This window comes from Plantactinospora sp. CNZ320, assembly GCF_002846275.1.
The window spans coordinates 2030997-2055909 of the sequence record NZ_PJMP01000001.1 but is presented as its reverse complement, the minus strand read 5'-3'; the positions used below and the strand labels follow the sequence as shown (position 1 = coordinate 2055909).

Annotated in this window: 24 protein-coding genes and 1 pseudogene; 23 read left to right on the top strand and 2 right to left on the bottom strand. The window is 72.1% G+C overall.

The features are described 5' to 3' along the window. Positions 1–81: 81 nt before the first annotated feature. On the bottom strand, positions 82–1284 hold the full coding sequence (locus CLT71_RS37885; protein ID WP_101366680.1) for a DUF4037 domain-containing protein: 1203 nt from the start codon (positions 1282–1284) through the stop codon (positions 82–84). 97 nt (positions 1285–1381) lie between these two features. Between CLT71_RS37885 and CLT71_RS08830 the strand changes: the two genes are divergently transcribed. The 3 genes from CLT71_RS08830 to CLT71_RS08820 all read left to right on the top strand — a co-directional run bounded on the left by CLT71_RS08830 (position 1382) and on the right by CLT71_RS08820 (position 3296). Beyond that, positions 1382–1756 (top strand): hypothetical protein, encoded by a 375-nt coding sequence (locus tag CLT71_RS08830; protein WP_101366679.1) that lies wholly within the window; start codon positions 1382–1384, stop codon positions 1754–1756. Further along, positions 1749–2174: a MerR family transcriptional regulator gene (locus CLT71_RS08825; protein WP_101366678.1), complete on the top strand. Its 426-nt coding sequence runs from the start codon at positions 1749–1751 to the stop codon at positions 2172–2174. Before CLT71_RS08830 ends, CLT71_RS08825 begins: the two co-directional genes overlap by 8 nt. A 168-nt stretch (positions 2175–2342) precedes the next feature. Further along, positions 2343–3296, top strand: a complete 954-nt coding sequence (locus CLT71_RS08820) for an endonuclease/exonuclease/phosphatase family protein (RefSeq protein ID WP_101366677.1) — start codon at positions 2343–2345, stop codon at positions 3294–3296. Positions 3297–3724: 428 nt separating this feature from the next. Here the strand turns inward: CLT71_RS08820 and CLT71_RS08815 are convergent, their stop codons facing one another. Beyond that, positions 3725–4138 carry a YchJ family metal-binding protein gene (locus CLT71_RS08815; RefSeq protein WP_101371271.1) on the bottom strand — a complete coding sequence of 138 codons (414 nt, stop codon included), beginning with the start codon at positions 4136–4138 and terminating at the stop codon, positions 3725–3727. A gap of 78 nt (positions 4139–4216) precedes the next feature. Here CLT71_RS08815 and CLT71_RS08810 point away from each other — a divergent pair, with 78 nt between their 5' ends. From CLT71_RS08810 to CLT71_RS08715, 20 genes and pseudogenes are all read left to right on the top strand, one after another. Next, entirely contained in the window at positions 4217–4501 is a 285-nt protein-coding gene (locus CLT71_RS08810) for a hypothetical protein (RefSeq protein WP_101366676.1), read from the top strand. 202 nt (positions 4502–4703) lie between these two features. Next, positions 4704–5639, top strand: coding sequence for a DMT family transporter (locus tag CLT71_RS08805; protein WP_486483151.1), 936 nt, complete (start codon positions 4704–4706; stop codon positions 5637–5639). Positions 5640–5776: 137 nt separating this feature from the next. After that, positions 5777–6229: pseudogene (locus CLT71_RS08800) on the top strand (PH domain-containing protein); the annotation flags it as partial. A 460-nt stretch (positions 6230–6689) separates the two neighbouring features. After that, the gene (gene infC / locus CLT71_RS08795) at positions 6690–7310 is read left to right on the top strand and encodes a translation initiation factor IF-3 (protein WP_101366675.1); all 621 of its coding nucleotides are present in this window, start codon (positions 6690–6692) and stop codon (positions 7308–7310) included. 20 nt (positions 7311–7330) lie between these two features. Further along, positions 7331–7525, top strand: coding sequence for a 50S ribosomal protein L35 (gene rpmI, locus CLT71_RS08790; RefSeq protein WP_101366674.1), 195 nt, complete (start codon positions 7331–7333; stop codon positions 7523–7525). 32 nt (positions 7526–7557) lie between these two features. After that, positions 7558–7950: a 50S ribosomal protein L20 gene (gene rplT, locus CLT71_RS08785; RefSeq protein WP_101366673.1), complete on the top strand. Its 393-nt coding sequence runs from the start codon at positions 7558–7560 to the stop codon at positions 7948–7950. A gap of 31 nt (positions 7951–7981) precedes the next feature. Continuing rightward, the gene (locus tag CLT71_RS08780) at positions 7982–8866 is read left to right on the top strand and encodes a TrmH family RNA methyltransferase (protein WP_101366672.1); all 885 of its coding nucleotides are present in this window, start codon (positions 7982–7984) and stop codon (positions 8864–8866) included. A gap of 425 nt (positions 8867–9291) precedes the next feature. After that, a complete protein-coding gene (gene pheS, locus CLT71_RS08775; protein WP_101366671.1) occupies positions 9292–10353 on the top strand; it encodes a phenylalanine--tRNA ligase subunit alpha in 1062 nt (353 codons plus the stop codon). A gap of 59 nt (positions 10354–10412) precedes the next feature. Beyond that, positions 10413–13034, top strand: coding sequence for a phenylalanine--tRNA ligase subunit beta (locus CLT71_RS08770; protein ID WP_101366670.1), 2622 nt, complete (start codon positions 10413–10415; stop codon positions 13032–13034). 200 nt (positions 13035–13234) lie between these two features. Further along, entirely contained in the window at positions 13235–14320 is a 1086-nt protein-coding gene (locus tag CLT71_RS08765; RefSeq protein WP_101366669.1) for a type 2 periplasmic-binding domain-containing protein, read from the top strand. Further along, a complete protein-coding gene (locus tag CLT71_RS08760; RefSeq protein ID WP_101366668.1) occupies positions 14317–15738 on the top strand; it encodes a hypothetical protein in 1422 nt (473 codons plus the stop codon). The genes CLT71_RS08765 and CLT71_RS08760 overlap by 4 nt, the downstream gene beginning before the upstream one ends. Before the next feature lie 70 nt (positions 15739–15808). Then, positions 15809–17020 (top strand): MFS transporter, encoded by a 1212-nt coding sequence (locus CLT71_RS08755; protein ID WP_101366667.1) that lies wholly within the window; start codon positions 15809–15811, stop codon positions 17018–17020. 70 nt (positions 17021–17090) lie between these two features. Next, positions 17091–17471, top strand: coding sequence for a hypothetical protein (locus CLT71_RS08750; protein WP_143743415.1), 381 nt, complete (start codon positions 17091–17093; stop codon positions 17469–17471). Positions 17472–17574: 103 nt separating this feature from the next. Further along, entirely contained in the window at positions 17575–18582 is a 1008-nt protein-coding gene (gene argC, locus CLT71_RS08745; protein WP_101366665.1) for an N-acetyl-gamma-glutamyl-phosphate reductase, read from the top strand. A 52-nt stretch (positions 18583–18634) separates the two neighbouring features. After that, on the top strand, positions 18635–19810 hold the full coding sequence (gene argJ, locus CLT71_RS08740; RefSeq protein WP_101366664.1) for a bifunctional glutamate N-acetyltransferase/amino-acid acetyltransferase ArgJ: 1176 nt from the start codon (positions 18635–18637) through the stop codon (positions 19808–19810). 124 nt (positions 19811–19934) lie between these two features. After that, positions 19935–20837: an acetylglutamate kinase gene (gene argB, locus CLT71_RS08735; protein WP_101366663.1), complete on the top strand. Its 903-nt coding sequence runs from the start codon at positions 19935–19937 to the stop codon at positions 20835–20837. Beyond that, complete coding sequence (locus tag CLT71_RS08730; protein WP_101366662.1) at positions 20834–22132, top strand: acetylornithine transaminase; 1299 nt, start codon at positions 20834–20836, stop codon at positions 22130–22132. Before argB ends, CLT71_RS08730 begins: the two co-directional genes overlap by 4 nt. Continuing rightward, on the top strand, positions 22132–23142 hold the full coding sequence (argF, locus tag CLT71_RS08725; RefSeq protein WP_101366661.1) for an ornithine carbamoyltransferase: 1011 nt from the start codon (positions 22132–22134) through the stop codon (positions 23140–23142). Before CLT71_RS08730 ends, argF begins: the two co-directional genes overlap by 1 nt. Further along, the gene (locus CLT71_RS08720; RefSeq protein WP_101366660.1) at positions 23139–23654 is read left to right on the top strand and encodes an arginine repressor; all 516 of its coding nucleotides are present in this window, start codon (positions 23139–23141) and stop codon (positions 23652–23654) included. The genes argF and CLT71_RS08720 overlap by 4 nt, the downstream gene beginning before the upstream one ends. Continuing rightward, a complete protein-coding gene (locus CLT71_RS08715; RefSeq protein WP_101366659.1) occupies positions 23651–24862 on the top strand; it encodes an argininosuccinate synthase in 1212 nt (403 codons plus the stop codon). The genes CLT71_RS08720 and CLT71_RS08715 overlap by 4 nt, the downstream gene beginning before the upstream one ends. Positions 24863–24913 lie beyond the last annotated feature (51 nt).

Below are 24913 nucleotides of genomic sequence, written 5' to 3'. Positions count from 1 at the left end.
AACCGTCGAGGAGCCTACCGGATCATGTTCGGAGTCGTCGATACGTGCAAATCCGCCGCGCGAGATCGCGGAACTGTTCCATCAGCGCTGATCGATCCGCCAGGCGGCGGCCGTCAACGCCCTGGCCAGCTTCGGTTGGCACAGCACGGGGGTGCTGTCCACGTACTGGTCGATGCCGCCGAGCGGCGGCACCCCGGCGATCTCGGGGTCGGTGATCCGGGCCAGCAGGGCGTCCGTGAACCGGTCGGCGCCGATCACCGGGTACGGCCGGTCGTGGAAGTACCGCCGGGTCGCCTCCACCGGTTCGGCCAGGCCGAGCCGGTTCTGCCACGCCCCGGCCGCCTCGTAGGCGGTGCAGAGCGCCGCCTGCCGCGCCTCCGCGTCCCCGGTCAACGCCCCCTCCAACGCGGTGGCGATGGTCGACGCCTCAGCCCGCAGCACGGCCGTCGGCTCCGCTCCCGGCCCGTCGACAGTCGACGCCGTGGCCGGCACCGCGACCGTCGGCTCCCCGGCTGACGCGGTGGTCGTCGACCCCGTGGTGAGGTCGGCGAAGGCGCTGCCCAGCCACTTCCCGTACGGCGGATACCGTCGGCCCAGCAGCAGGCAGAGTCGCATTACGTCCCGGACGAGCCGGGCCGCCAGCACCCGACTGCCCGTTTCCGACCCGGCCTCGGCGGCCCGCCCGACGAACGGCTCCTCCTGGCCGATCCGGGCCCACTGGCAGGCCAGCAGATAGCGCCAGACGTCGTCCGGATACCAGCGCAGGCGCTCCCGCAGCACGGTCAGCTCGCCGGGGTCGTCCCGGAACACCGCCCCACCGGTCACCTCGGCCAGCAGCTGCGCCGGGGTGGCGAGCCAGTCGAAGGTCCGCACCCCGAGCCGGGGATCGAAGCCCAGTTGCCCGTCACACCAGGTGCCCAACTCGGTGACCTGCACCATGTGGTCCACCGGCCCGTCGGTCGCGGCCAGCACCCGGGACCGGCCGGCGGCCCGGACGAAGTGCGTCGGCCAGCCGCCGACCCGCTTCGGCAGCCGCTCGGCCAGCAGCGTGCTGATCCGCCCGGCGTACCGGTCGAGGTCGTCGGGAGTGAGGAAGAGGGTCAGCCGGGGACCCCAGTCGTGGTCGACCGAGCGCTCGGTGTCGAAGCCGAGCACCTCCGAACCCGGCCCGAGCCGGGCTGCCGCGTAACGCAGTTTCGGGTACGCCTCGGCGAGCAGCGGACGTACCGCCTCGGTGTAGAGGAGCTGGCACAGTCGCAGCCCAGGCGTGAACGGTCCCCACATCCGATCGACCGTACGGTCGGATGTTCCGGGTCGGCCAGCGAATTGTCGTCGCCGGTGGGTTGCATCCGGTACCGGGGTACCGGCTTACCGTCGAGGGATGGCAGACCCACGAGTCACGGTAGACGTACCCGATGTCCCGCCCGGCTGGGTCCCGGCGGCCTGCACGCTGCCGACGGCGGAGCAACCGGTCCGGCTCGCCGAGTTCGAGCAGATCCTCGGCACGGCCGTCCGCTCGGTGAGCCGGACCGGACCGACCCGGCTGCGGCTGGAGTTGACCCCGACCCCGCAGTTGGCGGCGCGGGTGGCCGACCTGATGGTGCGCGAGTCCGGCTGTTGTTCCTTCTTCACCTTCCAGCTCGGCGTGACCGACGGCCGGCTGTTGTGGGATGTCGGCGTGCCCGCCGGTCAGGTCGAGGTGCTCGATGCCCTGGCCGCCCGGGCGGTGCCGGACGGCGGGCAACGGGATGCCTGACGGACTCCGCCCGGGTCAGCTCGCCGCCGCGGCCGGGGTGAACCAGCAGACCCTGCGGTACTACGAGCGGCGCGGGCTGCTCGCCGAACCGGTACGCACCCTCGGCGGGCACCGGATCTACCCGGTGGAGGCGGTGACCCTGCTCCGGGCGATCAAGACGGCGCAGCGGCTCGGCTTCAGCCTGTCGGAGGTGGCCGAACTACTCGCCGCCAGCCATTCGACGGTGCGTCACAGGTCGGATTCGGTGCTGTCGGACCGGGCCCAGGCCAAGCTCGCCGAGGTGGAACAGCGGATCGCCGAGCTGACCGCCGTCGCGGAGGCTCTCCGTGAGGCGCTCGCAGCCGGTTGCGCCGACCTGGTCGAGTGCGCCGACAGTCCACACTGTCCGTTGCCCGCGAGCACCGGGGCGGGTGCCTGACCCCGATTGGCGGTCTGGTCGACGTCACCGGGCCGGAAACTGACGACGTTGCCCGGAATCTGCCCAGGCTGTTGCCCGGCTGGGGGGCAACCCGCGCAGGGCCGAGTGACTAGCGTCGATCAGGCTCCGGTTACTGGCCGGAGCCAGCCAAAAAACGGGGAGTAGTACATGCGTCCAAGTAGCACCTTGACCGCGTTCATCGCCGCATTGGCGTTGGTGGCCACGCCAGCGCCGCCGGCCGGGGCCGCAGCTCCGGCGGAACCGACCGCCGCCGCCGTTACTTATCGGGTACTGACCTGGAACGTCGCCGGATGGACCATGCACCGTGGTTCCACCACCAACGGTATGCCCACCGTCGTCGCCAACGCCGTGCGCAACGCCGACGTCGACTTCTTCGCACTGAACGAACTCTGCTTCGGGCAGCTGCACGCGGTGCAGGACGTGCTCCGCAGCCGGGGTTGGATGACGGATCCGACGAACTTCTCCCGCTTCGAGCCAACCAACAACGGCGCGGACGGAAGCTGCAACGGCTCGCAGAGCGGCATCGCCATCTTCAGTCGTACCCCGTTCGGCAACGCCAGCCGTTTCACCCTGCCGGACGACGGACGGGTCGAGAAGCGCAAACTGATCTGCGCACCGCCGGCAAACCGTCCCACTGTCAAGTTCTGCACGACCCACATCACGCACCTGAACACGGGTGACAACGGGGTTCCCCGGGTCAACCTGCTGCAACTGAACTACGTGCGGGACCGGGTGGAGGAATTCGAGGCGGCCGGCCACACCGTGATCATCGCCGGTGACTTCAACGCCCAGCCGAATTACCAGCGGGTCGACGCGTGGTATTCGAGCAGTCTGAACCACCCCAACAATGCGAACAACTCCGGCCACTACCGGGAGTTGGACGACACCGACAGCCGTTGTCCCGGTTACGGCGAGACCACCTCGCCGCGCGGCAACACCGAAGGACCCTGCGGTACGGGCAAGAAGCTCAACCTGATCTTCGTACGCGAGAACAAGATCGCTGGCGGGTACGACGCGGACAGCGTGGAGATCTCCAACGAGTGTGGCGGACCATGCTCCGACCACCGGCACCTGTGGGGCAGCGTCACCGTCCTCGCCTGACCACCGCCGACAGCCCGGCCCTTCGCGGTGCGGCCGTCCGTTCGCTGAGCGGCGGCCCACCGCGAAGGGCGGTTGGCTGGTGCCTCGTCTTTGCGGGTTGATCGGGTGATCCGGTGCTGCCGGGTATCTCTGGGCCGGTGATCTGACGTCGGGTCGGGTGCGGGGTGGGGATATGCGCCGGGGAGACTGTCGAGTTGCCCCGCTTGTGTGCCCACCCCTCCCGGGCTGCCCGAACCCCCGGGCCGCCCGGGCGGTCGACCCGAACCGCGGCAGGCCGTCGGCAACCCCGGCTTCCGTGCCCCGCTTGTGCACCCAGCTCGACAGTCTCCGCGCCGACCACCCCCGGCTCCGCCGCCGATCGCTCACGGATTGAAACCAAGGTGCCCCACACCTGAACGATTACCCCATCAACCTGCAAAGACGAGGCACTAGCTGGCGTCGAGGTAGCGCCATTGGCCGTCCTCGCGGCCGAACCGGCTGCGCTCGTGCAGCTCGCCGGGGCGGCCCGACTGCCGGTAGTGCGCCCGGAACTCGACGATTCCGGTGCTGTCCAGCAGGCCGCCTCGGTCGGTGTAGAGGATCTCGAGCCGGGTCCAGCGAAGCGCCGGGTCCAGCGTCAGTCGGGCCGGTCGGGTGTCCGGGTGCCAGGTCCGGAGCAGGTAGCCGGCGTCGCCGACCGCGTACGCGCTGAACCGCGAGCGCATCAACGCCTCGGCGGTCGCCGCGACCGTACCGCCCCGGTGCAGGGCACCGCAGCACTCCTCGTACCCCTCCGGGGCACCACACGGACACGACCGTGTGGTATCCGCACCGCCCGCCCGGCGGGTCTTGCGTTTCGCCACCGGGTGATTGTCGCCGTCCGGCCGGTACTGCCGCAGCCGGCCCGGCAATCCGTCGTCGACTGTCGATATCCTGCCCCGGTGAGCTACCCCGTTCCGAGTCGCCCGACCCGCGCCTTCTTCGTCGACGACATCCTCCACGGGCGGGTGAACCTGGACGCCTACCCGCTTCGCTACATCCGCCTCGGCTACCCGGGCAACTCCACCGCCCGGGTGATGTACGGCACCACCCCGGTGATCGTGGAGCTGCTGGACCGGATGTTCTCGGCGGTGGAACTCCTGGAGAGCCGGGGCTGGGAGCTGGTCCTCTTCGAGGAGGGCGGGCTCTGGGCGTACCTGCGCCGCCGGTACCAGCCGGTGTCCTGAACCGCGGGGTCGGGCAGTCGGGCCGTGACCGGGCGCTGCCGCCGAAGTCACGTCGGTCGAGCGATCTCTGTCACAGACACAGGCGTTTTTCGCTGTGAGGCTTGGCCGCGACCCTGTGGGCCGGCCGTTCCGTGCCGCCCGACCGCTCGACGGCCGTCCGGCCGCCGACGGGTCGCGCCGGGCGGGGTCGGATGGACAGGAAGTGTCGTTCGTGAAGGTACTGCCGGGCTGGGCCGCGACCGGACTGGCCCTGCTCGGAGGGTTGGGATCGGCTGCGCAGAGCCTGGCCAACGCCGAGATGGGCGAGCGGGCCGGTCATCCGATCATCGGTGCGCTGGTCAACAACGCCGGAGGACTCGCGCTGGTCCTGCTCGGCCTGCTCGTGCTGCCGTCGATGCGGTCCGGCCTCGCCATGCTGCCCCGGACCGGGCTGCCCTGGTGGATGTACCTGGGCGGGCTGTGCGGGGCGTTCTTCATCGTCTCGGCGACGTACATCGTGCCGGTGCTCGGGGTGGCGGTCTACACGATCGCCCAGGTGGCTGGGAACAGCGGCGGTGGGCTCGCCGTCGACCGGACCCGGCTGGCTCCGGCGGGGCGGATGGGCATCACCCGGCCCCGGGTGGCCGGCGCCCTGCTCGGGATCGCGGCGGTGGCGTTGGCCCAGTTCGGCCGGCCGGTCGGTGAACTGGCGGTGGGGCTGGTACTGCTCGGCGTCGTCTGTGGGGTACTGGTCGCCGTACAGGGGGCCTTGAACGGCCGGATCTCCACGGTCGCCAACCCGGCAGCCGCCACCACGGTCAACTTCGTGGTGAGCAGCGCGGCGATGGTGCCGGTGGCGGCGGTGACCGGCGCGCTGGCCCAGCTCGCCACCGCCGACTGGCCGGCCGAGTGGTACCTCTACGTCGGTGGTCCGCTCGGGGTCGCGATCACCGTCGCGGTGCTGGTCGGGATCCGCTCGATCGGACTGCTCCGCACCGGCCTGGCCCTGGTCGCCGGGCAGTTGGGCGGGGCGCTCCTGCTCGACCTGCGGCCCGGCGGACCCGGTGCGAGCCTCGCGGTGCTGGTCGGGGCGGTGCTGACCCTGCTCGCGGTGGTCGTCTCCGGCCGAACGGCCCGGGGCACCCCGGCGGCCACCTGACCCGTCCTCGGCCTGGCTCCGAGCGACTCAGCCCGGCTCGGAGTGCTCCCGACCAGGCTCGGAGCTGGCCGGTCGCCGTCGGGGTCGGTCGGGGCGACGAGTGCCGGCCGGAAACAGGGTGGCAGACTGGAGGGGTGATCCAATCCGCCGTCGCCCGTGATCGCGGCACCGTCTCCGTGCGCCCGCGACGCATCCGGGTGGTCTGCTGGATCCTGGCTCCCGCGCTGGTGCTGGCGTTCTCCCTGCTCAGTATCGGACTGCACGGCTCGACCGGGTCCGGGGCGGCCACCTTCCAGCGCGGTGACCAGCTCGCCATGGTCGGGCTGGGCGTGCTGGGCGCTTTCGTGGTGCTGCTCTTCACCCGGCCGAGGGTGGAGGCGGACGCCCGGGGGGTCCGGGTACGCAACGTCTTCGGCGGCTACGACCTGCCCTGGGACGTGGTAAGCGGGGTGCGCTTCGACCGGGCCTCGGCCTGGGCCAGCCTGGAACTGCACGACGACGAAATGATCCCCGTGCTGGCGCTGCAAGCGGTGGACCGGGAGCTGGCCGTGGACGGGGTACGCGCGCTGCGCGCCCTGCACGCCGAGCACCAGCGGTCACGACCGAACCCCGGGGACCAGCAGGCACGGGCGGGCGCCGGGCAGCAGGAGTCACGGCCGGGACAGCCGGAGCCCGAGGTCGCCGAGGGGCAGCAGACGGCCGACTGATCATCCGTCGAACACCCGCCGTCCCCGGCGTGCCCGTTTTGGCGTCCTCGGCCTGACCTGCTAGTCTTTACGAGTCGACCACTGTCTGGGTTCATCCACAGGCAGTCGTGAAGCGGAGCGCCTGCTCCCACCCGAGTCACCATCAACCGGTGGCCGGGTCCGGTCACCGGTCCGGCTTTTGCCGATCCGGGTGTGCGATCGTCGATCGCCACAGGCCGGTCGAGCAGGCCCTGGCATCTGCCGGGGCCTTTCTGCTTCTGGTCGAAGACGTTAGGACCGGCCACCGCTGACGCGCGGCCGGTGAGGATCACCACGAGGAGGCCCCATCAGCGTCGAGCCACGCGTGAACGAGCAGATCCGGGCACGTGAGGTCCGACTGGTCGGCCCTGAGGGCGAGCAGGTGGGCATCGTCCCACTGGAGCGCGCCCTTCAGCTGGCCGCGGACGTCGACCTGGACCTGGTCGAGGTTGCGCCCATGGCGCGCCCGCCGGTGTGCAAGCTCATGGACTTCGGCAAGTACAAGTACGAGTCCGCACTCAAGGCGCGCGAAGCCAGGCGTAACCAGCAACAGACCGTCATCAAGGAGATGAAGCTCCGTCCGAAGATCGATCCGCACGACTACGAGACCAAGAAGGGTCACGTGGTGCGGTTCCTCAAGGCGGGCGACAAGGTCAAGGTGACGATCATGTTCCGCGGTCGCGAGCAGAGCCGACCGGAGCTGGGTTACCGGCTCCTGCGCCGACTCGAGTCCGAGATCTCGGAACTGGGGTACGTCGAGGCCGCTCCGAAGCAGGACGGCCGCAACATGATCATGGTCCTGGCTCCGCACCGGGCCACCAAGGCAGCCGCCACGGCTGCCCGGGCTGGCTCACCGCGGGAGCGGGAGGCCGGTGCCGCCGAGGCATCGCCGGTCGCCGAGGCAGCGCCCGGTCCGGCCGGACCCGCCGGAACCGCCGGCGAGTAACAGGGGAGAGACGCACCAAGATGCCGAAGATGAAGAGCCACACCGGGATGGGCAAGCGGGTCAAGGTGACCGGCAAGGGCAAGATCGTTGCCCAGCAGGCCGGGCTCCGCCACAACCTGGAGAAGAAGTCCTCCACCCGGACCCGCCGGCTCACCGGCACCGTCGAGGTGGCCAAGGCCGATTTCAAGCGAATCAAGAAGTTGCTGGCCCGCTGACGCGCGCCTCTTGACCTGAAGGAGTAGTTGAGATGGCACGCGTCAAGCGGTCAGTGAACGCCCAGAAGAAGCGCCGTACGCTGCTGGAGACCGCCAGCGGTTACCGTGGCCAGCGGTCCCGGCTCTACCGCAAGGCCAAGGAGCAGGTGCTGCACTCGATGCAGTACGCCTACCGGGACCGGCGCGACCGCAAGGGCGACTTCCGGCAGCTCTGGATCACCCGGATCAACGCGGCGGCCCGCGCCAACGGGATGACCTACAACCGGCTCATCCAGGGGCTGAAGCTGGCCGGCGTCGAGGTGGACCGGAAGATCCTGGCCGACCTCGCCGTCAACGACCCGACCGCCTTCGCGGCAATCGTCGAGGTCGCCCGCGCCGCCGTGGCGGCCGAGGGCACCGGTGGCGCGTCGGCCCAGGCCGCCTGACCACCCGCGACACCCGATCGAGGCGTCCCGCATGCAGGTGAACCCGCAGGTGGGGCGCCTCGACCATGTCCGGGCACCGGAGCAGCCGCTCTTCACCCCGCGTACCCCGAGGATCGTCGCGGCCCGGCGGCTGCACCGGCGTCGGGAACGTGACACCACCGGCCGGTTCCTGGCCGAGGGCCCGCAGGCGGTCCGGGAGGCGCTCGCCGCGCCGGGCGTACTCGTCGAACTCTTCGGTACCCCGGCCGGGCTCGACAGGTACGCCGACCTCGCCGACACCGCCGCCCGGGCCGGAGTACCCGTCTCCGGGGTGACCGAGGAGGCGCTCGGGGCGCTCACCGAGACGGTCGCCCCGCAGGGGATCGTCGCGGTCTGCGCCCGGCTCGACGTGTCGATCGGCACCGCCCTTTCCCGGCGCCCCCGGCTGGTCGCCACGCTCGCCGAGATCCGTGACCCGGGCAACGCCGGCACCGTGCTGCGCACCGCCGACGCCGCCGGAGCCGGTGCGGTGGTCTTCGCCGGGGACGCGGTCGACCCGTACAACGGCAAGTGCGTGCGGTCGTCGGCCGGCAGCCTCTTCCACCTCGACGTGGTCCGGGCGCCCGACCCGGCCGAGGTGGTCGCCGAGTTGCGCGCGGCCGGGCTGACCGTGCTGGCCGCCTCCGGATACGGCGAGACCGACCTGGATGACCTGGCCGACTCCGGTGGCCTGGCCCGGCCGACCGCCTGGCTCTTCGGCTCCGAGGCGCACGGCCTGCCGGCGGAACTGGCCGACGCGGCCGACGCCCGGGTACGCGTGCCGCTGCACGGCCGGGCCGAGAGCCTTAACCTGGCTGCCGCCGCCGCGGTCTGCCTGTACGCTTCGGCCAGAGCCCTGCGCCCCGGGGCACCGCACGCCGCGCCGAAGAGCGCATAATGGGCCCCGGGACAGCAGAACCGACCAGGGAGTTGTCGACCTGATGACCGAGTCCGCGCGGTGGTGCGTCCGCGACGCGCGACGCCACTCGTTTAGCCAGCCCGCCGGTGCCGGCGGGCGCCAGGGCTGACCTCTTCTCCTCCCTGCGTACCCTCCACACCGGCGGGCTGCGGCAAAGCCGCCCGTCCGTAGACTCTGTGGGCCGCCCCGTGAGGGCCGCCCACCGAACCTGCCGACCTGTTCAGCGCGGTGCCGACGTCCCGAGCCTTACTCGGGCACGACGGTCGCGCGGAGAGGTCGGCCGAGGATCACCGATCTGTCCACGGCGTCGCCGGTGCGCGGACCACTCGCGCGGGCGCGACGGGACATTCGACGTGGAGGCAGCGGGACCACCGCCCGCGACGCAGAGGGAGTAGCCGCACGCCATGACGTATCGCAACGACCCGTACGACCCGAAGCAGGTCGCCCTGCTCGACCCGGAGGCGCTGGCGGCGGCGGTGGCCGACGCGACGGCCGCGTTCGACGCCGCCACCGAGCCGGACGCGCTGGCCGAACTGCGCCGGGCGCACCTCGGTGACCGGGCGCCGGTCTCGCTGGCCCGCCGGGAGATCGGCGCATTGCCGCCGGCCGCGAAGTCCGACGCCGGCAAGCGGGTCAACGAGGCCCGCCGGTCGATCGAGTCCGCCTACGCGCAGCGGCTGGCGGTCGTCCAGGCGGCCCAGGCCGAACGGATCCTCGCCGAGGAGCGGGTGGATGTCACCCTCCCCTACGACCGGCGGCCGCGCGGCGCCCGGCACCCGATCAGCACCCTCTCGGAGCGGATCGGCGACCTCTTCGTCGGAATGGGCTACGAGATCGCCGAGGGTCCCGAGATCGAGCTGGAGTGGACCAACTTCGACGCGCTGAACATCCCGCCGGACCACCCGGCCCGGGGCACCATGGACACCTTCTACCTCGACGTTCCGGGGATGGTGCTGCGTACGCACACCTCGCCGGTGCAGGCCCGGACGATGCTGGCCCGCAAGCCCCCGATCTACGTCGTCTGCCCCGGCCGGGTCTACCGGACCGACGAGCTGGACGCCACGCACAGCCCGGTCTTCCACCAGGTCGAGGGGCTGGTGGTGGACGAGGGAATCACGATGGCGCACCTGCGCGGCACCCTGGACCACCTGGCCAGGGCGATGTTCGGGGCCGACGCGCGGACCAGGTGGCGCCCGCACTACTTCCCGTTCACCGAGCCGAGCGGCGAGTTCGACGTCTGGTTCGCCCAGCACCGGGACGGCCCGCGCTGGGTCGAGTGGGGCGGCTGCGGCATGGTAAACCCCCGGGTGCTGCGGGCCTGCGGCATCGACCCGGACGTCTACTCCGGATTCGCCTTCGGGATGGGCATCGAGCGGACGCTTATGTTCCGGCACGGCATCGGCGACATGCGGGACATGGCCGAGGGCGACGTACGGTTCACCCGCGCGTTCGGGGTGGAGGTGTGATCGGGATGACGAACGACGTGATGTGGCCCGACGACGCGACGGATGCGGTGGTCTGAGAGATGCGAGTTCCTGTTTCCTGGCTGCGCGAGCACGTCGACCTGCCCGCCGAGCTGAGCCCCGAGGAGCTGGACCAGGCGCTGGTCAACCTCGGCATCGAGGTCGAGTCCATCGTGGATCTGCGGAGCACCGTCACCGGCTCGCTCGTGGTCGGCGAGGTGCTGGAGATCGAGGAGCTGACCGGGTTCAAGAAGCCGATCCGGTTCTGTCGGGTCGACGTCGGCGCCGCGAACGGCACCGGCGAGCCGCAGGAGATCGTCTGCGGGGCGACCAACTTCGCCGTAGGCGACCGGGTGGTGGTGATCCTGCCCGGCGGCGTACTGCCCGGTGGGTTCGCGATCGGGGCCCGGAAGACGTACGGGCGCAACTCCAACGGGATGATCTGCTCGGTGCGGGAGCTGGGCATCGGCGACGACCACGCGGGCATCCTGGTGCTGCCCGAGGACGTGCCGGCCAAGCCCGGTGACGACGCGCGGCCGGTGGTCGGGCTGGACGACGTGGTCGTCGAGGTCGAGATCACCCCGGACCGGGGGTACGCGATGTCCGTACGCGGCCTGGCCCGGGAGCTGTCGCACGCCTTCGACGTACCGTTCCGGGATCCCGGGCTGGCGCCTGCGCCGGGGGCGACACCGGAGCCGGCGTACCCGGTCCGGGTGGTCGACACCGTCGGCTGCGACCGGTTCGCGGCCAGGGTGGTCCGGGGGATCGATCCGGCCGCCGAGTCGCCGAAGTGGATGCGGCAGCGGCTCACCCACGCCGGCATCCGGACCATCTCGCTGCCGGTGGACATCACCAACTACCTGATGCTGGAGTTGGGCCAGCCGATGCACGCCTTCGACCTGGACGCGCTCCGGGGCGAGCTGGTGGTCCGCCGGGCGGTGCCGGGGGAGCGGCTGACCACCCTGGACGGGGTCGACCGGGCACTCGACCCGGAGGATCTGGTGATCTGCGACGCCGGCCTGCCTGGCGCAGCAGCCGGGGACGGTGGAGCGGCCGGCGACGGTGGGGTGCCGATCTCGCTGGCGGCGGTGATGGGCGGCGAGACCAGCGAGGTCGCCAACAGCACAGTCAACGTGCTCTTCGAGGCGGCGCACTGGGACCCGGTGGTGGTCGGCCGGACAGCCCGCCGGCACCGGCTGTTCAGCGAGGCCGCCAAGCGCTGGGAGCGGGGTGTCGACCCGGCGCTGCCACTGGTCGCGCTGGCGCGGGCGGTCGAGCTGCTCACCAGGTACGGCGGCGGCACCGTCGGCGCCGAGGTGCTCGACGTCGACCATGTCCGGGCGCCGAACCGGATCGTGATCGACGTGGACCTGCCGGCCCGACGGGCCGGGGTGCCGTACGAGCCGGCCCGGACGGTGGCGCTGCTGGAGCGGGTCGGCTGCACGGTTGCGGTCGGCGACGGGCGGAGCGTGGCCGGCAACGGACGGGCCGGCGCCGGCAACGGCAACGGCCACGGGGGACGGCACGCCAGCGGGCCGGAGACGCTCGTGGTGACCCCGCCGACCTGGCGACCGGACCTCACCGACCCGGCGGACCTGGTCGAGGAGGTGATCCGGCTGGACGGCTACGAGCACGTGCCGTCGGTGCTGCCGGTCGCCCCGCCCGGCCGGGGGCTCACGCCGGAGCAGCGGCGGCGCCGCTCGGTGAGCCGTACCCTCGCCGAGAGCGGTTTCGTCGAGGTGCTCTCCCCGCCGTTCGTCTCCGCCGAACTCTTCGACCGGCTGGGCCTGCCCGCCGACGACCCGCGTCGCACCGCGGTACGGCTGGCCAACCCGCTGGCCGACACCGAGCCGCTGATGCGGACCACCCTGCTCGGCACCCTGCTCGGTGCGCTGCGGCGCAACCTCGGCCGGGGCCACCGGGACGTGGCGCTCTACGAGATCGGGCTGGTCTTCCTGCCCCGTCCCCGGACCGGCCCGCCGCCCGCGATGGGTGTGGAGCACCGGCCGAGTGACGAGGAGTTCCGGGCCGCCGACGCCGTCCTGCCGGACCAGCCGTGGCGGGTCGCCGCGGTGCTGGCCGGCGAGGTCGAGCCGGCCGGCTGGTGGGGGGCCGGACGTCCGGCCGGCTGGGCGGACGCCGTGCAGGCGGGCCGGAACGTGCTGGCCGCCGCCGGGATCGCCGGCGACCGGGTGGTGGTCCGGCAGGCCGGGTACGCGCCCTGGCACCCCGGCCGGTGCGCCGAGTTCCGGGTCGACGACGTGCTCGTCGGGCACGCCGGGGAACTGCATCCGGCGGTACTCGCCGAGCTGGATCTGCCGTCCCGGACCAGCGCCCTCGAACTCGACCTGGACGTGCTGCCGCCCGCCCCGGTGGTGCCGGCGCCCCGGATCTCCGGCTATCCGCCCGCGCTTATCGACGTGGCGCTGGTGCTCGACGCCGAGGTGCCGGCCGACGAGGTGGGCCGGGCGCTGGCCGAGGGTGCCGGGGAACTGCTGGAGTCGGTCCGGCTCTTCGACGTCTACTCCTCCGAGCAGTTGGGGCAGGGACGCCGGTCGCTGGCCTACAAGCTGGTGTTCCGGGCGCCGGACCGGACGCTCACCGGCGAGGAGGCGGTGGCCGCCCGGGACGCGGCGGTGGCCGAGGCGGCCCGCCGGTTCGGGGCGGTGCTCCGGGGCGCCTGAGCTGCTCTGTCCATCTCGGACGGGCATCGTGGCCGTCGCGCCCCGGCGCGGCGGCCACGGCTGTTTCCCGGCGGGGTCGGGCGGGGCACGGCGACCCCGTCCGGTTTCGCGGATCTTGTACCCTACGGTCCTGCGGATGACGTCTCGGGGTACGCCGTGCCGTGCCCGTACCGGGCGTCACTGTCCGAACAGGAAGATTGATGGTGACGCGGAACCCGACCAGGTGGCCCCTCCTGCTCAAGCGGCTCCGGATCTGGGGACCCGTGCTCGCCCTGCTGCTGGTGGTGGCCGGAGCCGGGGCGTACGTGGTGGCGGGACTGCGTCCGTCACCCACCTCGCCCGCCCGGCCGGTACTCGTCTCCAGTGGCGCCTGGGCCCCTTTCGTCGGTCCGGAACTGCCCGAGGGCGGCCCGGTCACCGAGTTGGTGGTGGAGGTGCTGAACCGCTCCGGCTACCGTCCCGAGGTCAGGTACACCTCGTGGTCACTGGCCGAGGAACAGGTCCGTTCCGGTGCCACCGTCGGGGTGTTCCCGCTGGTCGGCAGCGCGTCCCGGCGGGCCGACCTGCTGCTGTCGGACCCGCTCGTCGACTTCGAGTACGTGCTCTTCTACGACCGCCGCGCCGGCCAGCCGAAGGTCTCGTCCGCCGCCGAACTGGGCGCGCTGCGGGTCGGCGGCATCACCGGGTACGACTACTGGGACGAGTTGGAGTCCGCGGTCGGCGACTTCGTGGAGTTCCCGTCCACACTGGAGGGTTTCCGGGCGCTGGCCGCCGGCCACATAGACCTGCTCGCCGAAGGGCTGCTTTCCGGCCGGGCAGCGCTGGCCGACCCCTCGTTCAGCGGTGACGTCGGCGACTTCGGCCACCTCCAGGGCGACGACCCGCTGCTGCACTCCGTCGAGGGGCTCTATTTCATGATGGCCGACAGCGCCGAGTCGGCCACCGTGATGCGGAGGTTCAACCGGGTACTCGCCGAGCTGCGCGGCAGCGAGGAGTACGCGGAGATCGTCGCCGACCTCAACCCGTCCGCGCAACGGGAGGTCACCCTCGACCCGGTCGGCGGTACCGGACTTGTGGAGTTGCTGGACGAGCGCGGCAACCTGGTGCTGCTCGCCCCGCAGGGCACGCGGGCGCAGGTGCTGGACTGGCCGACGGAGTTCGTCGCCCGGGCCGGCCCGAGCCCGGGACGGGTCCTGGTCGAGGTGAAACTGACGAACGGGCCTGCGCAGGGGCGGGTGCTGCACGTCGACGCCCGGGCACTGCGGCTGGGAACGGTGGGCCGGTGACTCAGCTGCGGATCCTCGCCCCGGTGGTGGTCGACTTCTACGCCGTACCCGGAGCGGCGCTGCGGAATCCGGCGGCGCACGCGCGGTTCTGGGCCGAGCGCCAGCCGGCCGTCGACGCGCTGCTGCCCCGGCTGGCGGAGCGGGCCCCGGCGGACGCGGCCGGACCGCCGCCGCAGGTGGTGTTGCAGCACACCCGGCCGCGCAGTTCGCTCAACCTCTATCGGAGCATCAGCGAACACGCGGCCGAGCGGACGCTGCACGTGCTGACCGGCCGGCTCCGCCCCGAACACCTGACCGGGCGTCCCGGTGACAAACTGTGGGCGGGGACGGTGGAGATCAGTTTTCGGCTCTACGACCACGGGCTGATGTTGCTGGAGATGCTGGTAGAGGTCGATCCGTGGCTGGCCGGGCAGACCGGCCCGATGCCGGCCCGGCTCGACGCTCTGCAGGCCCGGGCGGTGGAGTCGGGAGAGCGGACGGCCCGGGAGGTCGTCCGGCGGTACCTCGATCCGGTGCTCGCGCTGCTGCGCGAGGCGGACCGGGACGAGCGGGTACTCCGGGCCGCCACCCCGGCGGACGACCCGGTGACGGCGGAGTTCGGCGAGACGCTCTGGGTGACCCGCAGCCTGGTGGTCGAACCGTCCGTGCCGGGCGCCGAGGAGATGACCCGGCACTGGATCAAGGACGTCGTCATCGCCGACGACCAGCGGCCCCCGGCGGATCGACTGCTCGACGGCGACCTCGACCACCTGGTCCGCTGGCTGAACTATCTCTTCCTGGACCGGACCGGTGCGGGGGCCCGGATGCTGCCCGGTGACCCGTTCCGGGACCAGTGGGAGGCGCTGCGCTACGCCCAGGTCTTCTACGGGGTGCTGGAGCGGATCGACGCCCGGCTGTCGAAGATCCTCGCCGACTCGGCGGCGGCCGGTTCCCGCTGGGAGTTGGACCAGCTCAGGGGGGAACTGACCGGGCTGAGCCAGCGGGCCGAGCTGATCATCATGGAGCGCCAGGACCTGTCGAAGTACCTCAAGCGGGCGGTACGGGTCGAGATGGACGCGATTCTCGACTTCTGGGACTACGAGAAACTCCTGGAGCAGCCGGTACTCTTCAAGATCGATCTCTGTGGTCGGCGGCTGGCCGAACTCGCCGCCAGGCGTACGGCCCGGTCGGCGATGTTCACCGACCTGATCCTGCTCGGCATCGCCATGACGTCGATCCTCGGTACGGCGCTCGCGGTCACCGAGTTCGGCCGGTCGATCGCCAGCGATCCGGAGATGGCCGCCTACGATCTCGGCCGTTCCTCCCTGGTCGCCTGGGTCGCCTCGCAACCGGCGGACGCGATCCTGGTCACCTCCGGGGTGGTCTCCGCACTGCTGGTCCTGGTGTACCTCTTCTTCCGGCGGGACCGCGGCGCGTGAGTTCCACCGGAAGACGGTCCGCCGGAACGCGGTCGGCCGGGGTGCTCGCCGGGCAAGGCATGCCGGCCGGATGAGGCAGGCGCTGCGCAGCCGGGCGGTCCGCACCTTCACGGTCACGCACTTCCTGCTGGAGGTCCAGTTCTGGTTCCCGATCTGGCTGATCTACCTGCTCGACCTCGGCTTTCCGCTGGCCACCGCGGTACTGGCCGACGGGGTGTTCCGGATCGTCTCGGTCGCCTGCGAGTTTCCGGTGGGTGTGCTCGCGGACCGGATCGGGCGCCGCCGGGCGTACCTGACCCTGGCCGGAGGCGCGGTGCTGACGTTCGCGGCGATCTCGCAGGTCCGTACCGTGCAGGCGCTCTTCGCCGCCTGGGTGCTCTGGGCCGTACTCTGGGCGCTCACCTCGGGAGCGGCCAGCGCCTACCTCTACGAACTCTGCCTACAGGACGAGTTGGAGATCAGTCCGTCCCGGGCCTTCGGGTTGATCCGGGCGGTCGGCAGTGGCTCGGTACTCCTCTCACTGCTCGCCGCCGGCTACCTCTACCAGGCGGATCCGACGCTGCCGTTCACCGTCACCGCCGGCCTGGCCGCCCTGGCGTTCCTGCTCGCACTGACCCTGCCGGAGATCTCCGGATCCCGGGTCGCCAGCTCGTTGTCCGGGGTCTTCGCCGACATCCGGGTCGCGGCCGCGGACGCGCGGCTGCGCCGGGCCGTGTGGCTGGGAGTGCTGCTGTTGCTCTTCGGCTGGAGCGCCCGGATCCTGTTCCAGCCGCTGGCCCTGGAACTGGGGCTCTCCGCCCAGGTCACCGGCTGGATGTACGCGGCCTTCGCCGCCGCCTCGGTGCTCGGCGGCCTGCTGGCCGGGTATGTCCCGGTGTCCCGCCGCCAGCTCGCGCTCACCGTGTCGTTCCTGCTCGTTCTCGCCACGCTGGTCGCGGTGAGCCAGGCGGAGTGGCTCGGCCCGTTCCTGTTCCTGCCGGTGATGGGCTTCGGCTACGCGCTCGGCATGACCGTGCTGGAGGTACTCACCAACGAGGTCGCCTCGCGACGGGTCCGCGCCCTGGCCTTCGGGGTGGTGGCCAGCCTGGCCGGGATCGGCATCGCGGTCGCCCGCCCCGCCCTCGGGATCCTGACCGAACGTCGCTCCACCGCCTTCGCTGCCGGGGTTTGGGCCGGCGTCGGCGTCGGACTGGTGCTGTTGGCAATCTGGCAACTCCGGAGGCTGCGGCCGGAGCCCGCCGACCCGGTACCCGCGCCCCGCACCGCCGACAACCCATCCTGACATCGACGAATGGACATCTGTCGAAGGATGCTGAAGGATCTGCCTCGCACCCGACTTCGGAGGTACGCCGGTGGAGAGTCGTCGACGGCGTGCGCTCGGATGCGGCGTGCTGCTGGTCCTGTTGCTTGCCGGTGGCTGCCGTGGGGCGGGGGTGAACACCTCGCCGCAGGCCTGTGACGACGCCCGGGGCGTGCTCGGCCAGTTCCACGGCCTGCGCGGCTCGGCGGCCCAGGCCCGGGCCGCCCAGATCGAAGCCATGGGACCCGAGCTGGCGAAGGTGGCGGAGTCGGCGGATGGTGACGTGCGGGGTGCGATCCAACGCCTCGTCGACACCATCGAGGCAGCCCAGATCGACTCCAGGGAGCCGGCCGGCGCGCTCGGGCCGAAGCTCGCCGAGTTCGACACGGCGTTCGAGGAGGTCCGGCAGGAGTTCGACGAGATCTGCGACTGAGGCGAGTCCCGCCGCCCGAAAGATCATTCAGTCCACCGCATAGACTTGCAGTCTGCTGCCGAGGGCTGTTAGCGTACCTCTGCATAGAAATGCGGAGGTGAGCATGGGAATTCGAGTCGCGGTCGCCGGTGCGAGTGGCTACGCAGGTGGCGAACTGCTCCGGCTGATCGCCGGGCACCCCGAACTCGACCTCGTCGCCGCCACCGCGCACAGCCAGGCCGGCCAGCCGGTCTCCGCCGTACACCCTCAGCTCACCGGCCTCGACCTGGTGTTCGGTCGGACCGAACCAGTGGCGCTCGCCGACGCGGACCTGGTCTTCCTGGCCCTGCCGCACGGCGAGTCGGCGGCGCTGGCGGCGGCCCTGCCGGACGGTGTCCGCCTGGTGGACCTGGGCGCGGACCACCGGCTCACCGACGCTGCCGCCTGGACCCGCTACTACGGCGGCGCCCACGCCGGTGCCTGGACCTACGGCCTGCCGGAACTGCCCGGCCAGCGGGCGGCGATCGCCGCTGCCACCCGGGTCGCCGCCACCGGCTGCTATGCGGTGGCCACCATTCTCGCCCTGGCCCCGCTGCTCGCCGCCGGGGTCGCCGCCCCGCACGACGTGGTGGTGGTCGCCGCCTCCGGCACCTCCGGTGCCGGCCGGTCCGCCAAGGCGCACCTGCTCGGCAGCGAGGTGATGGGCGACCTCTCGCCCTACAAGGTCGGCGCCCACCAGCACGTGCCGGAGATCAAGCAGGCCAGCGGGGCGACCGGGCTTTCCTTCACCCCGGTGCTGGCCCCGATGCCGCGCGGCATCCTGGCCACCGTCACCGCGCTGCCCGCCGGTGACACCCCGGCCGATCCCCGGGCGGCGCTGGCGCAGGCGTACGCGGACGCGCCGTTCGTGCACCTGCTGCCCGAGGGGCAGTGGCCGCACACCGCCGCCACCCTGGGCGGCAACTCCTGCCACCTGCAGGCGAGCGTCGACGTCGACTCCGGTCGGCTGATCGTGGTCAGCGCCATCGACAACCTCGGCAAGGGCGCCGCCGGCCAGGCGGTGCAGTGCGCCAATCTGATGCTCGGGCTGCCGGAGACCACCGGCCTCTCCGCGTACGGTGTCGCGCCGTGAGTTCTCAGCCATCAGCGGTCCGGGAAGCACCGGGCGACGAGGGAGGGTTGGCATGAGCGTCACCGCGCCCCGGGGATTCCGGGCGGCCGGCGTGGCGGCCGGACTCAAGTCCAGCGGGGACCGGGACGTCGCGCTGGTGGTCAACGACGGACCGGACGCCTCGGCGGCCGGGGTCTTCACCACCAACCGGATCAAGGCGGCGCCAGTGCTCTGGAGCCAGCAGGTGCTCACCACCGGCCTGGTCCGGGCCGTGGTGCTCAACTCCGGCGGCGCCAACGCCTGCACAGGGGCGCCCGGCTTCCAGGACACCCACGCCACCGCCGAACACGTCGCCGCCGCGATCTCCGCAGCCGCCGACGGCGCGGCGGAGGTCGGTGCCGGCGAGGTGGCGGTCTGCTCGACCGGGTTGATCGGGGAGCGGCTGCCGATGGAACGGCTGCTGCCGGGCGTGGACGCGGCGGTGGCCGGGTTGGCCACCGACGGCGGACCGGCGGCTGCCGAGGCGATCATGACCACCGACACCCGGCCCAAGACGACCGTGGTCGCCGGCACCGGCTGGACTGTCGGCGGGATGGCCAAGGGCTCCGGCATGCTCGCCCCGGCGCTGGCCACCATGCTCTGCGTGATCACCACCGACGCCGTCGCCGGGCCGGCAGTGCTCGACGAGGCACTGCGGGAAGCCTGCCGGGTCAGTTTCGAACGGGTCGACTCGGACGGCTGCCTCTCCACCAACGACACCGTGCTGCTGCTGGCCAGCGGCGCCTCCGGGATCGCACCGGGCCAGGCCGAGCTGACCGCTGCGGTCACCGAGGCGTGCCGGGACCTGGCCCGGCAACTGGTGGCCGACGCCGAGGGGGCGAGCAAGGAGGTCGCGATCGAGGTGGTCGGGGCCGCGAACGAGGACGACGCGGTCGAGGCCGGCCGGGCGGTCGCCCGGAACAACCTGGTCAAGACCGCGCTCTTCGGCAACGACCCGAACTGGGGCCGGATCCTCGCCGCCGTCGGCACCACGGCCGCCGCCTTCGAGCCCGACGGCATCGACGTGGCGGTCAACGGCATCTGGGTCTGCCGGTCCGGTGCCGCCGCCGAGGACCGGAGCAAGGTCGACCTCTCCGGCCGGCAGGTGACCATCCGGATCGACCTGCACGCCGGCCCGGCCGAGGCGACCATCTGGACGAACGACCTGTCACACGCGTACGTGCACGAGAACTCGGCGTACTCGACGTGAGCGCGAGGAACGCAGCGGAGCGGAGTCCCGCAGTCGCGATCGGAAGCGGGTTCGACGTGAGCGCGAGGAAGGCAGCGGAGCGGAGTCCCGCAGTCGCGAACAGAAGCAGGTTCGAGTGAGCGGGATGCTGACTCGCGACCTGTCCGAGGCACAGCGGAAGGCGGCCACCCTCATCGAGGCGCTGCCCTGGCTGGCCCGCTTCTCCGGCTCCACAGTCGTGGTGAAGTACGGCGGCAACGCCATGATCGAGCCGGAGTTGCAGCGGGCGTTCGCCGCCGACATGGTCTTCCTGCGCTACGCCGGGCTGAAGCCGGTGGTGGTGCACGGCGGCGGGCCGCAGATCTCCGCCATGCTGCGCCGGCTCGGCATCACCAGCGAGTTCAAGGGCGGGCTGCGGGTGACCACGCCCGAGGCGATGGACGTGGTCCGGATGGTGCTGGTCGGCCAGGTCGGCCGGGAACTGGTCGGGCTGATCAACGAGTACGGCCCGTACGCGGTCGGCCTCTCCGGCGAGGACGCGCAGCTCTTCACCGCGGTACGCCGCCCGGCGTACGTGGACGGCGAACCCGTTGACATCGGCCAGGTCGGTGACGTGGACGAGGTGAACGTCTCGGCGGTCGCCGACCTGATCTCGGCCGGCCGGATCCCGGTGATCTCCACCGTCGCGCCGGACGCCGACGGTGTGCTGCACAACCTCAACGCCGACACCGCCGCCGCCGCGCTTGCCGTCGCGCTGCGGGCCCGCAAGTTGGTGGTGCTCACCGACGTACCCGGGCTCTACGCCGACTGGCCGGACACCGACAGCCTGGTCTCGGAGATCACCATCGGTCAGCTCGCCGAGCTGTTGCCGAGGTTGGAGTCGGGGATGGTGCCGAAGATGGAGGCCTGTCTGCGGGCGGTCAGCGGTGGGGTGCCGGCGGCGCACGTGGTGGACGGGCGGGTCGCCCACTCGACCCTGCTGGAAGTTTTCACGTCGGAAGGATTCGGCACGATGGTGGTACCCGATTCCGGGGCGGTCTCGTCATGACCTCGAACCTGGTCGACCGCTGGACGCAGTCCATGATGGACAACTACGGGACCCCGCAGCTCGCCCTGGTCCGCGGCAGTGGTGCGGTAGTGGTCGACGAGGCCGGCCGGGAGTACGTCGACCTCGTCGGCGGTATCGCGGTGAACGCGCTCGGGCACGCCCACCCGGCGGTGGTCGAGGCGGTCTCCCGGCAGGTCGCCACCCTCGGGCACGTCTCCAACCTCTTCGTCGCCGAGCCGCCGGTCGCGCTCGCCGAACTGCTGCTGGCGCTCGCCGGCCGGTCCGGTCGGGTCTTCTTCGCCAACTCGGGGGCGGAGGCGAACGAGGCCGCGTTCAAGCTGTCCCGGCTCACCGGGCGCAGTCACGTGGTCGCCACCGACGGCGGCTTCCACGGCCGGACCATGGGCGCGCTGGCGCTCACCGGCCAGCCGGCCAAGGCCGACCCGTTCCGCCCGCTGCCCGGAGAGGTGACCCACGTCCCGTACGGCGACGTCGAGGCGCTCGCCGAGGCGGTCAGCGACAGGACCGCGATGGTGATCCTGGAACCGATCCAGGGCGAGAACGGCGTCGTCGTGCCCCCGCCCGGCTACATCGCGGCGGCCCGGCGGATCACCGCCGAGCACGGGGCGCTGCTGGCGCTGGACGAGGTGCAGACCGGCATCGGGCGTACCGGGCACTGGTTCGCGCACCAGGCCGACGGCATCGAGCCGGACCTGGTGACCCTGGCCAAGGGGCTCGGCGGCGGGCTGCCGATCGGCGCCTGCCTGGCCTTCGGCGGAGCAGCCGAACTGCTCCGGCCGGGCCTGCACGGCACCACCTTCGGCGGCAACCCGGTGAGCTGCGCCGCCGCGCTCGCGGTCGTCTCCACGATCGCCAACGAGGGGCTGCTCGACCACGTGAAGCGGGTCGGCGAGCGGCTCCGGCGTGGGGTCGAGGCGCTGAACCATCCGCTGGTGGCGCAGGTGCGTGGTGCCGGGCTGCTGCTCGGGATCGTGCTGCGGGCGCCGGCCGCCGCCGCGACCGCCGGGGTGCTGCGGGACGCCGGCTTCCTCACCAACCCGGTGCAGCCGGCGACGATCCGGCTGGCCCCGCCGCTGATCCTCAGCCTGGACCAGGCAGACGCCTTCCTCGCCGCCCTGCCGGCGGCCCTGGACGCGGCCACCCCCGCCCAGGAGCAGCAGACGACGACCCCGGCACAGGAGACGACGATTCCGGCGCAGGAGCAGGAGACGGCGATTCCGGCGCAGGGAACGGCCGTTCCGGCCGCCGCCGACGGGACCGGGGGTGGCCACTGATGCCCCGGCACTTCCTGCGCGACGACGACCTCAGTCCGGCCGAGCAGTCGGCGGTACTCGATCTCGCGGCCGGGATGAAGACGGATCGCTACGCCGTACGCCCGCTCGCCGGGCCCCGGGCGGTGGCGGTGCTCTTCGACAAGCCGAGCCTGCGTACCCGGCTCTCCTTCGACGTCGGCATCGCCGAGCTGGGCGGCCACCCGATAGTGGTGGACACCCAGGTGACGCACTTCGGTCGGGGCGAGTCGGTGGCCGACGCGGCTCGGGTGCTGTCCCGGTACGTCGCCGCGATCGTGCTGCGTACCTTCGGCGACGACCGGATCGTCCAGCTCGCCGAGGGTGCGACAGTGCCGGTGGTGAACGGGCTGACCGACGGTTTCCACCCCTGCCAGCTCCTGGCCGACCTGCTCACCGTCCGGGAGCACTGCGGTGGCACCGCCGGCCGGACCCTGGCGTACGTCGGGGACGCGGCGAACAACATGGCCCACTCCTACCTCCTCGGCGGCGCGACAGCCGGGATGCACGTCCGGGTCGCCGGTCCGGCCGGTTACGAACCCGATCCGGCGGTGCTGGCGCGGGCCGCCGAGATCGCCGCCAGCACCGGCGGCTCGGTACGCGCGCTGCGCGACCCGGTCGAGGCGGTCGCCGGGGCCGACGTGGTCGCCACCGACACCTGGACCTCGATGGGGCAGGAGAACGACGGCCGGGACCGGTTCACCGCCTTCCAGGCGTACCAGGTCAACCAGAGCCTGCTGGCCGGCGCCGCGCCGGAGGTTGCGGTGCTGCACTGCCTGCCCGCGCACCGGGGTGAGGAGATCACCGACGAGGTGCTCGACGGTCCGCACAGTGCGGTCTTCGACCAGGCGGAGAACCGGCTGCACGCCCAGAAGGCGCTGCTCGCCTGGCTGCTGGACCGGCACGCCGAGGAACTGGCCGCCGGGCCGGCGCAGCCGGAGGGCGAACCGTCGGCGGCCTCGATCATCGCCTCCGTGGTCGGCGAGTCGGCATGACCGGACCACTGACCAGGGCCGCCCGGCACGGCCGGATCGTCGACCTGATCCGCGAGCGGGCGATCCGCTCGCAGACCGAACTGGCCGACCTGCTCGCCGCCGACGGTGTGCAGGTCACCCAGGCCACCCTCTCCCGCGACCTGGACGAGCTGGGCGCGGTGAAGGTACGCGGTGGCGACGGACCTGCCGTCTACCTCATCCCGGAGGACGGCCAACGGCCGCTGCGGGACGCCGAGCAGGCGCCGGCCCGGCTGATCCGGCTGCTCCGCGAACTGCTCAACGGGGTCGACGCCAGCGGCAACATCGCCGTGCTGCGTACCCCACCCGGTGCCGCCCAGTACCTGGCCAGTGCGCTGGACCGGGCGGGGCTGCCGGAGGTCGTCGGCACCATCGCCGGCGACGACACCATTTTCGTCGTGGCCCGGGAGGCCACCGGTGGCGCGGCACTCGGGGAGAAGCTCTCCGCCTGGGCCGCCCGGGAAGAACATGCTGAAGGGAGCACCACACCATGAGCGAGCGCGTCGTACTGGCGTACTCCGGGGGACTGGACACCTCGGTCGCCATTCCGTACCTTGCCGAGCAGACCGGCGCCGAGGTGATCGCGGTGGCGATCGACGTCGGGCAGGGCGGCGAGGACATGGCCGCGATCCGCCAGCGGGCCCTGGACTGCGGCGCCGTCGAGTCGGTGGTGGTCGACGCCCGCGAGGAGTTCGCGGCCGACTACTGCATCCCGGCGATGCGGGCCAACGCGCTCTACATGGACCGGTATCCGCTGGTCTCGGCGCTGTCCCGGCCGCTCATCGTCAAGCACCTGGTCGAGGCGGCGAAGCACTACGGCGGCACGATCGTGTCGCACGGCTGCACCGGCAAGGGCAACGACCAGGTCCGCTTCGAGGCCGGCCTCGGCGCTCTCGCCCCCGACCTCAAGGTGATCGCGCCGGCCCGGGACTACGCCTGGACCCGGGACAAGGCGATCGCGTACGCCGAGGAGAAGGGGCTGCCGATCGACGTCACCCGCAAGTCGCCGTACTCGATCGACCAGAACCTGTGGGGGCGGGCGGTGGAGACCGGGTTCCTGGAGGACATCTGGAACGCCCCGATCGAGGACGTCTACTCCTACACCGCCGACCCGGCCCAGGTGCGCGACCCCGATCACGTCGTGATCACCTTCGACGCCGGGGTACCGGTGGCGATCGACGGCGAGACGGTCATCCCGTACCAGGCGATCCTGGAGCTGAACCGGCGGGCCGGGGCCCAGGGGGTCGGCCGGCTCGACATGGTCGAGGACCGGCTGGTCGGCATCAAGAGCCGCGAGGTGTACGAGGCACCGGGCGCGATCGCGCTGATCACCGCTCACCAGGAGCTGGAGAACGTCACCGTGGAGCGGGACGTGGCCCGGTTCAAGAAGGGCGTCGACCAGCGCTGGGGCGAGCTGGTCTACGACGGTCTCTGGTTCTCGCCGCTGAAGAACGCGCTGGACGCGTTCATCGACGACACCCAGCGGCACGTCTCCGGCGAGGTCCGGTTGGCCCTGCACGGTGGGCGGGCCGTGGTGACCGGCCGGCGTTCCGAGGCGAGTCTCTACGACTTCGGCCTGGCCACCTACGACACCGGCGACACCTTCGACCAGTCCCTGGCCAAGGGCTTCGTGCAGTTGTGGGGTCTGCCGAGCAAGATGGCGGCGGCCCGGGACGCCCGGTTGGGCGGCTCCGACCGGTGACGGCTGCGAGCGCGAGGAGTGAGCGAGCGAAGCGAGTGAGCCCCGCAGTCG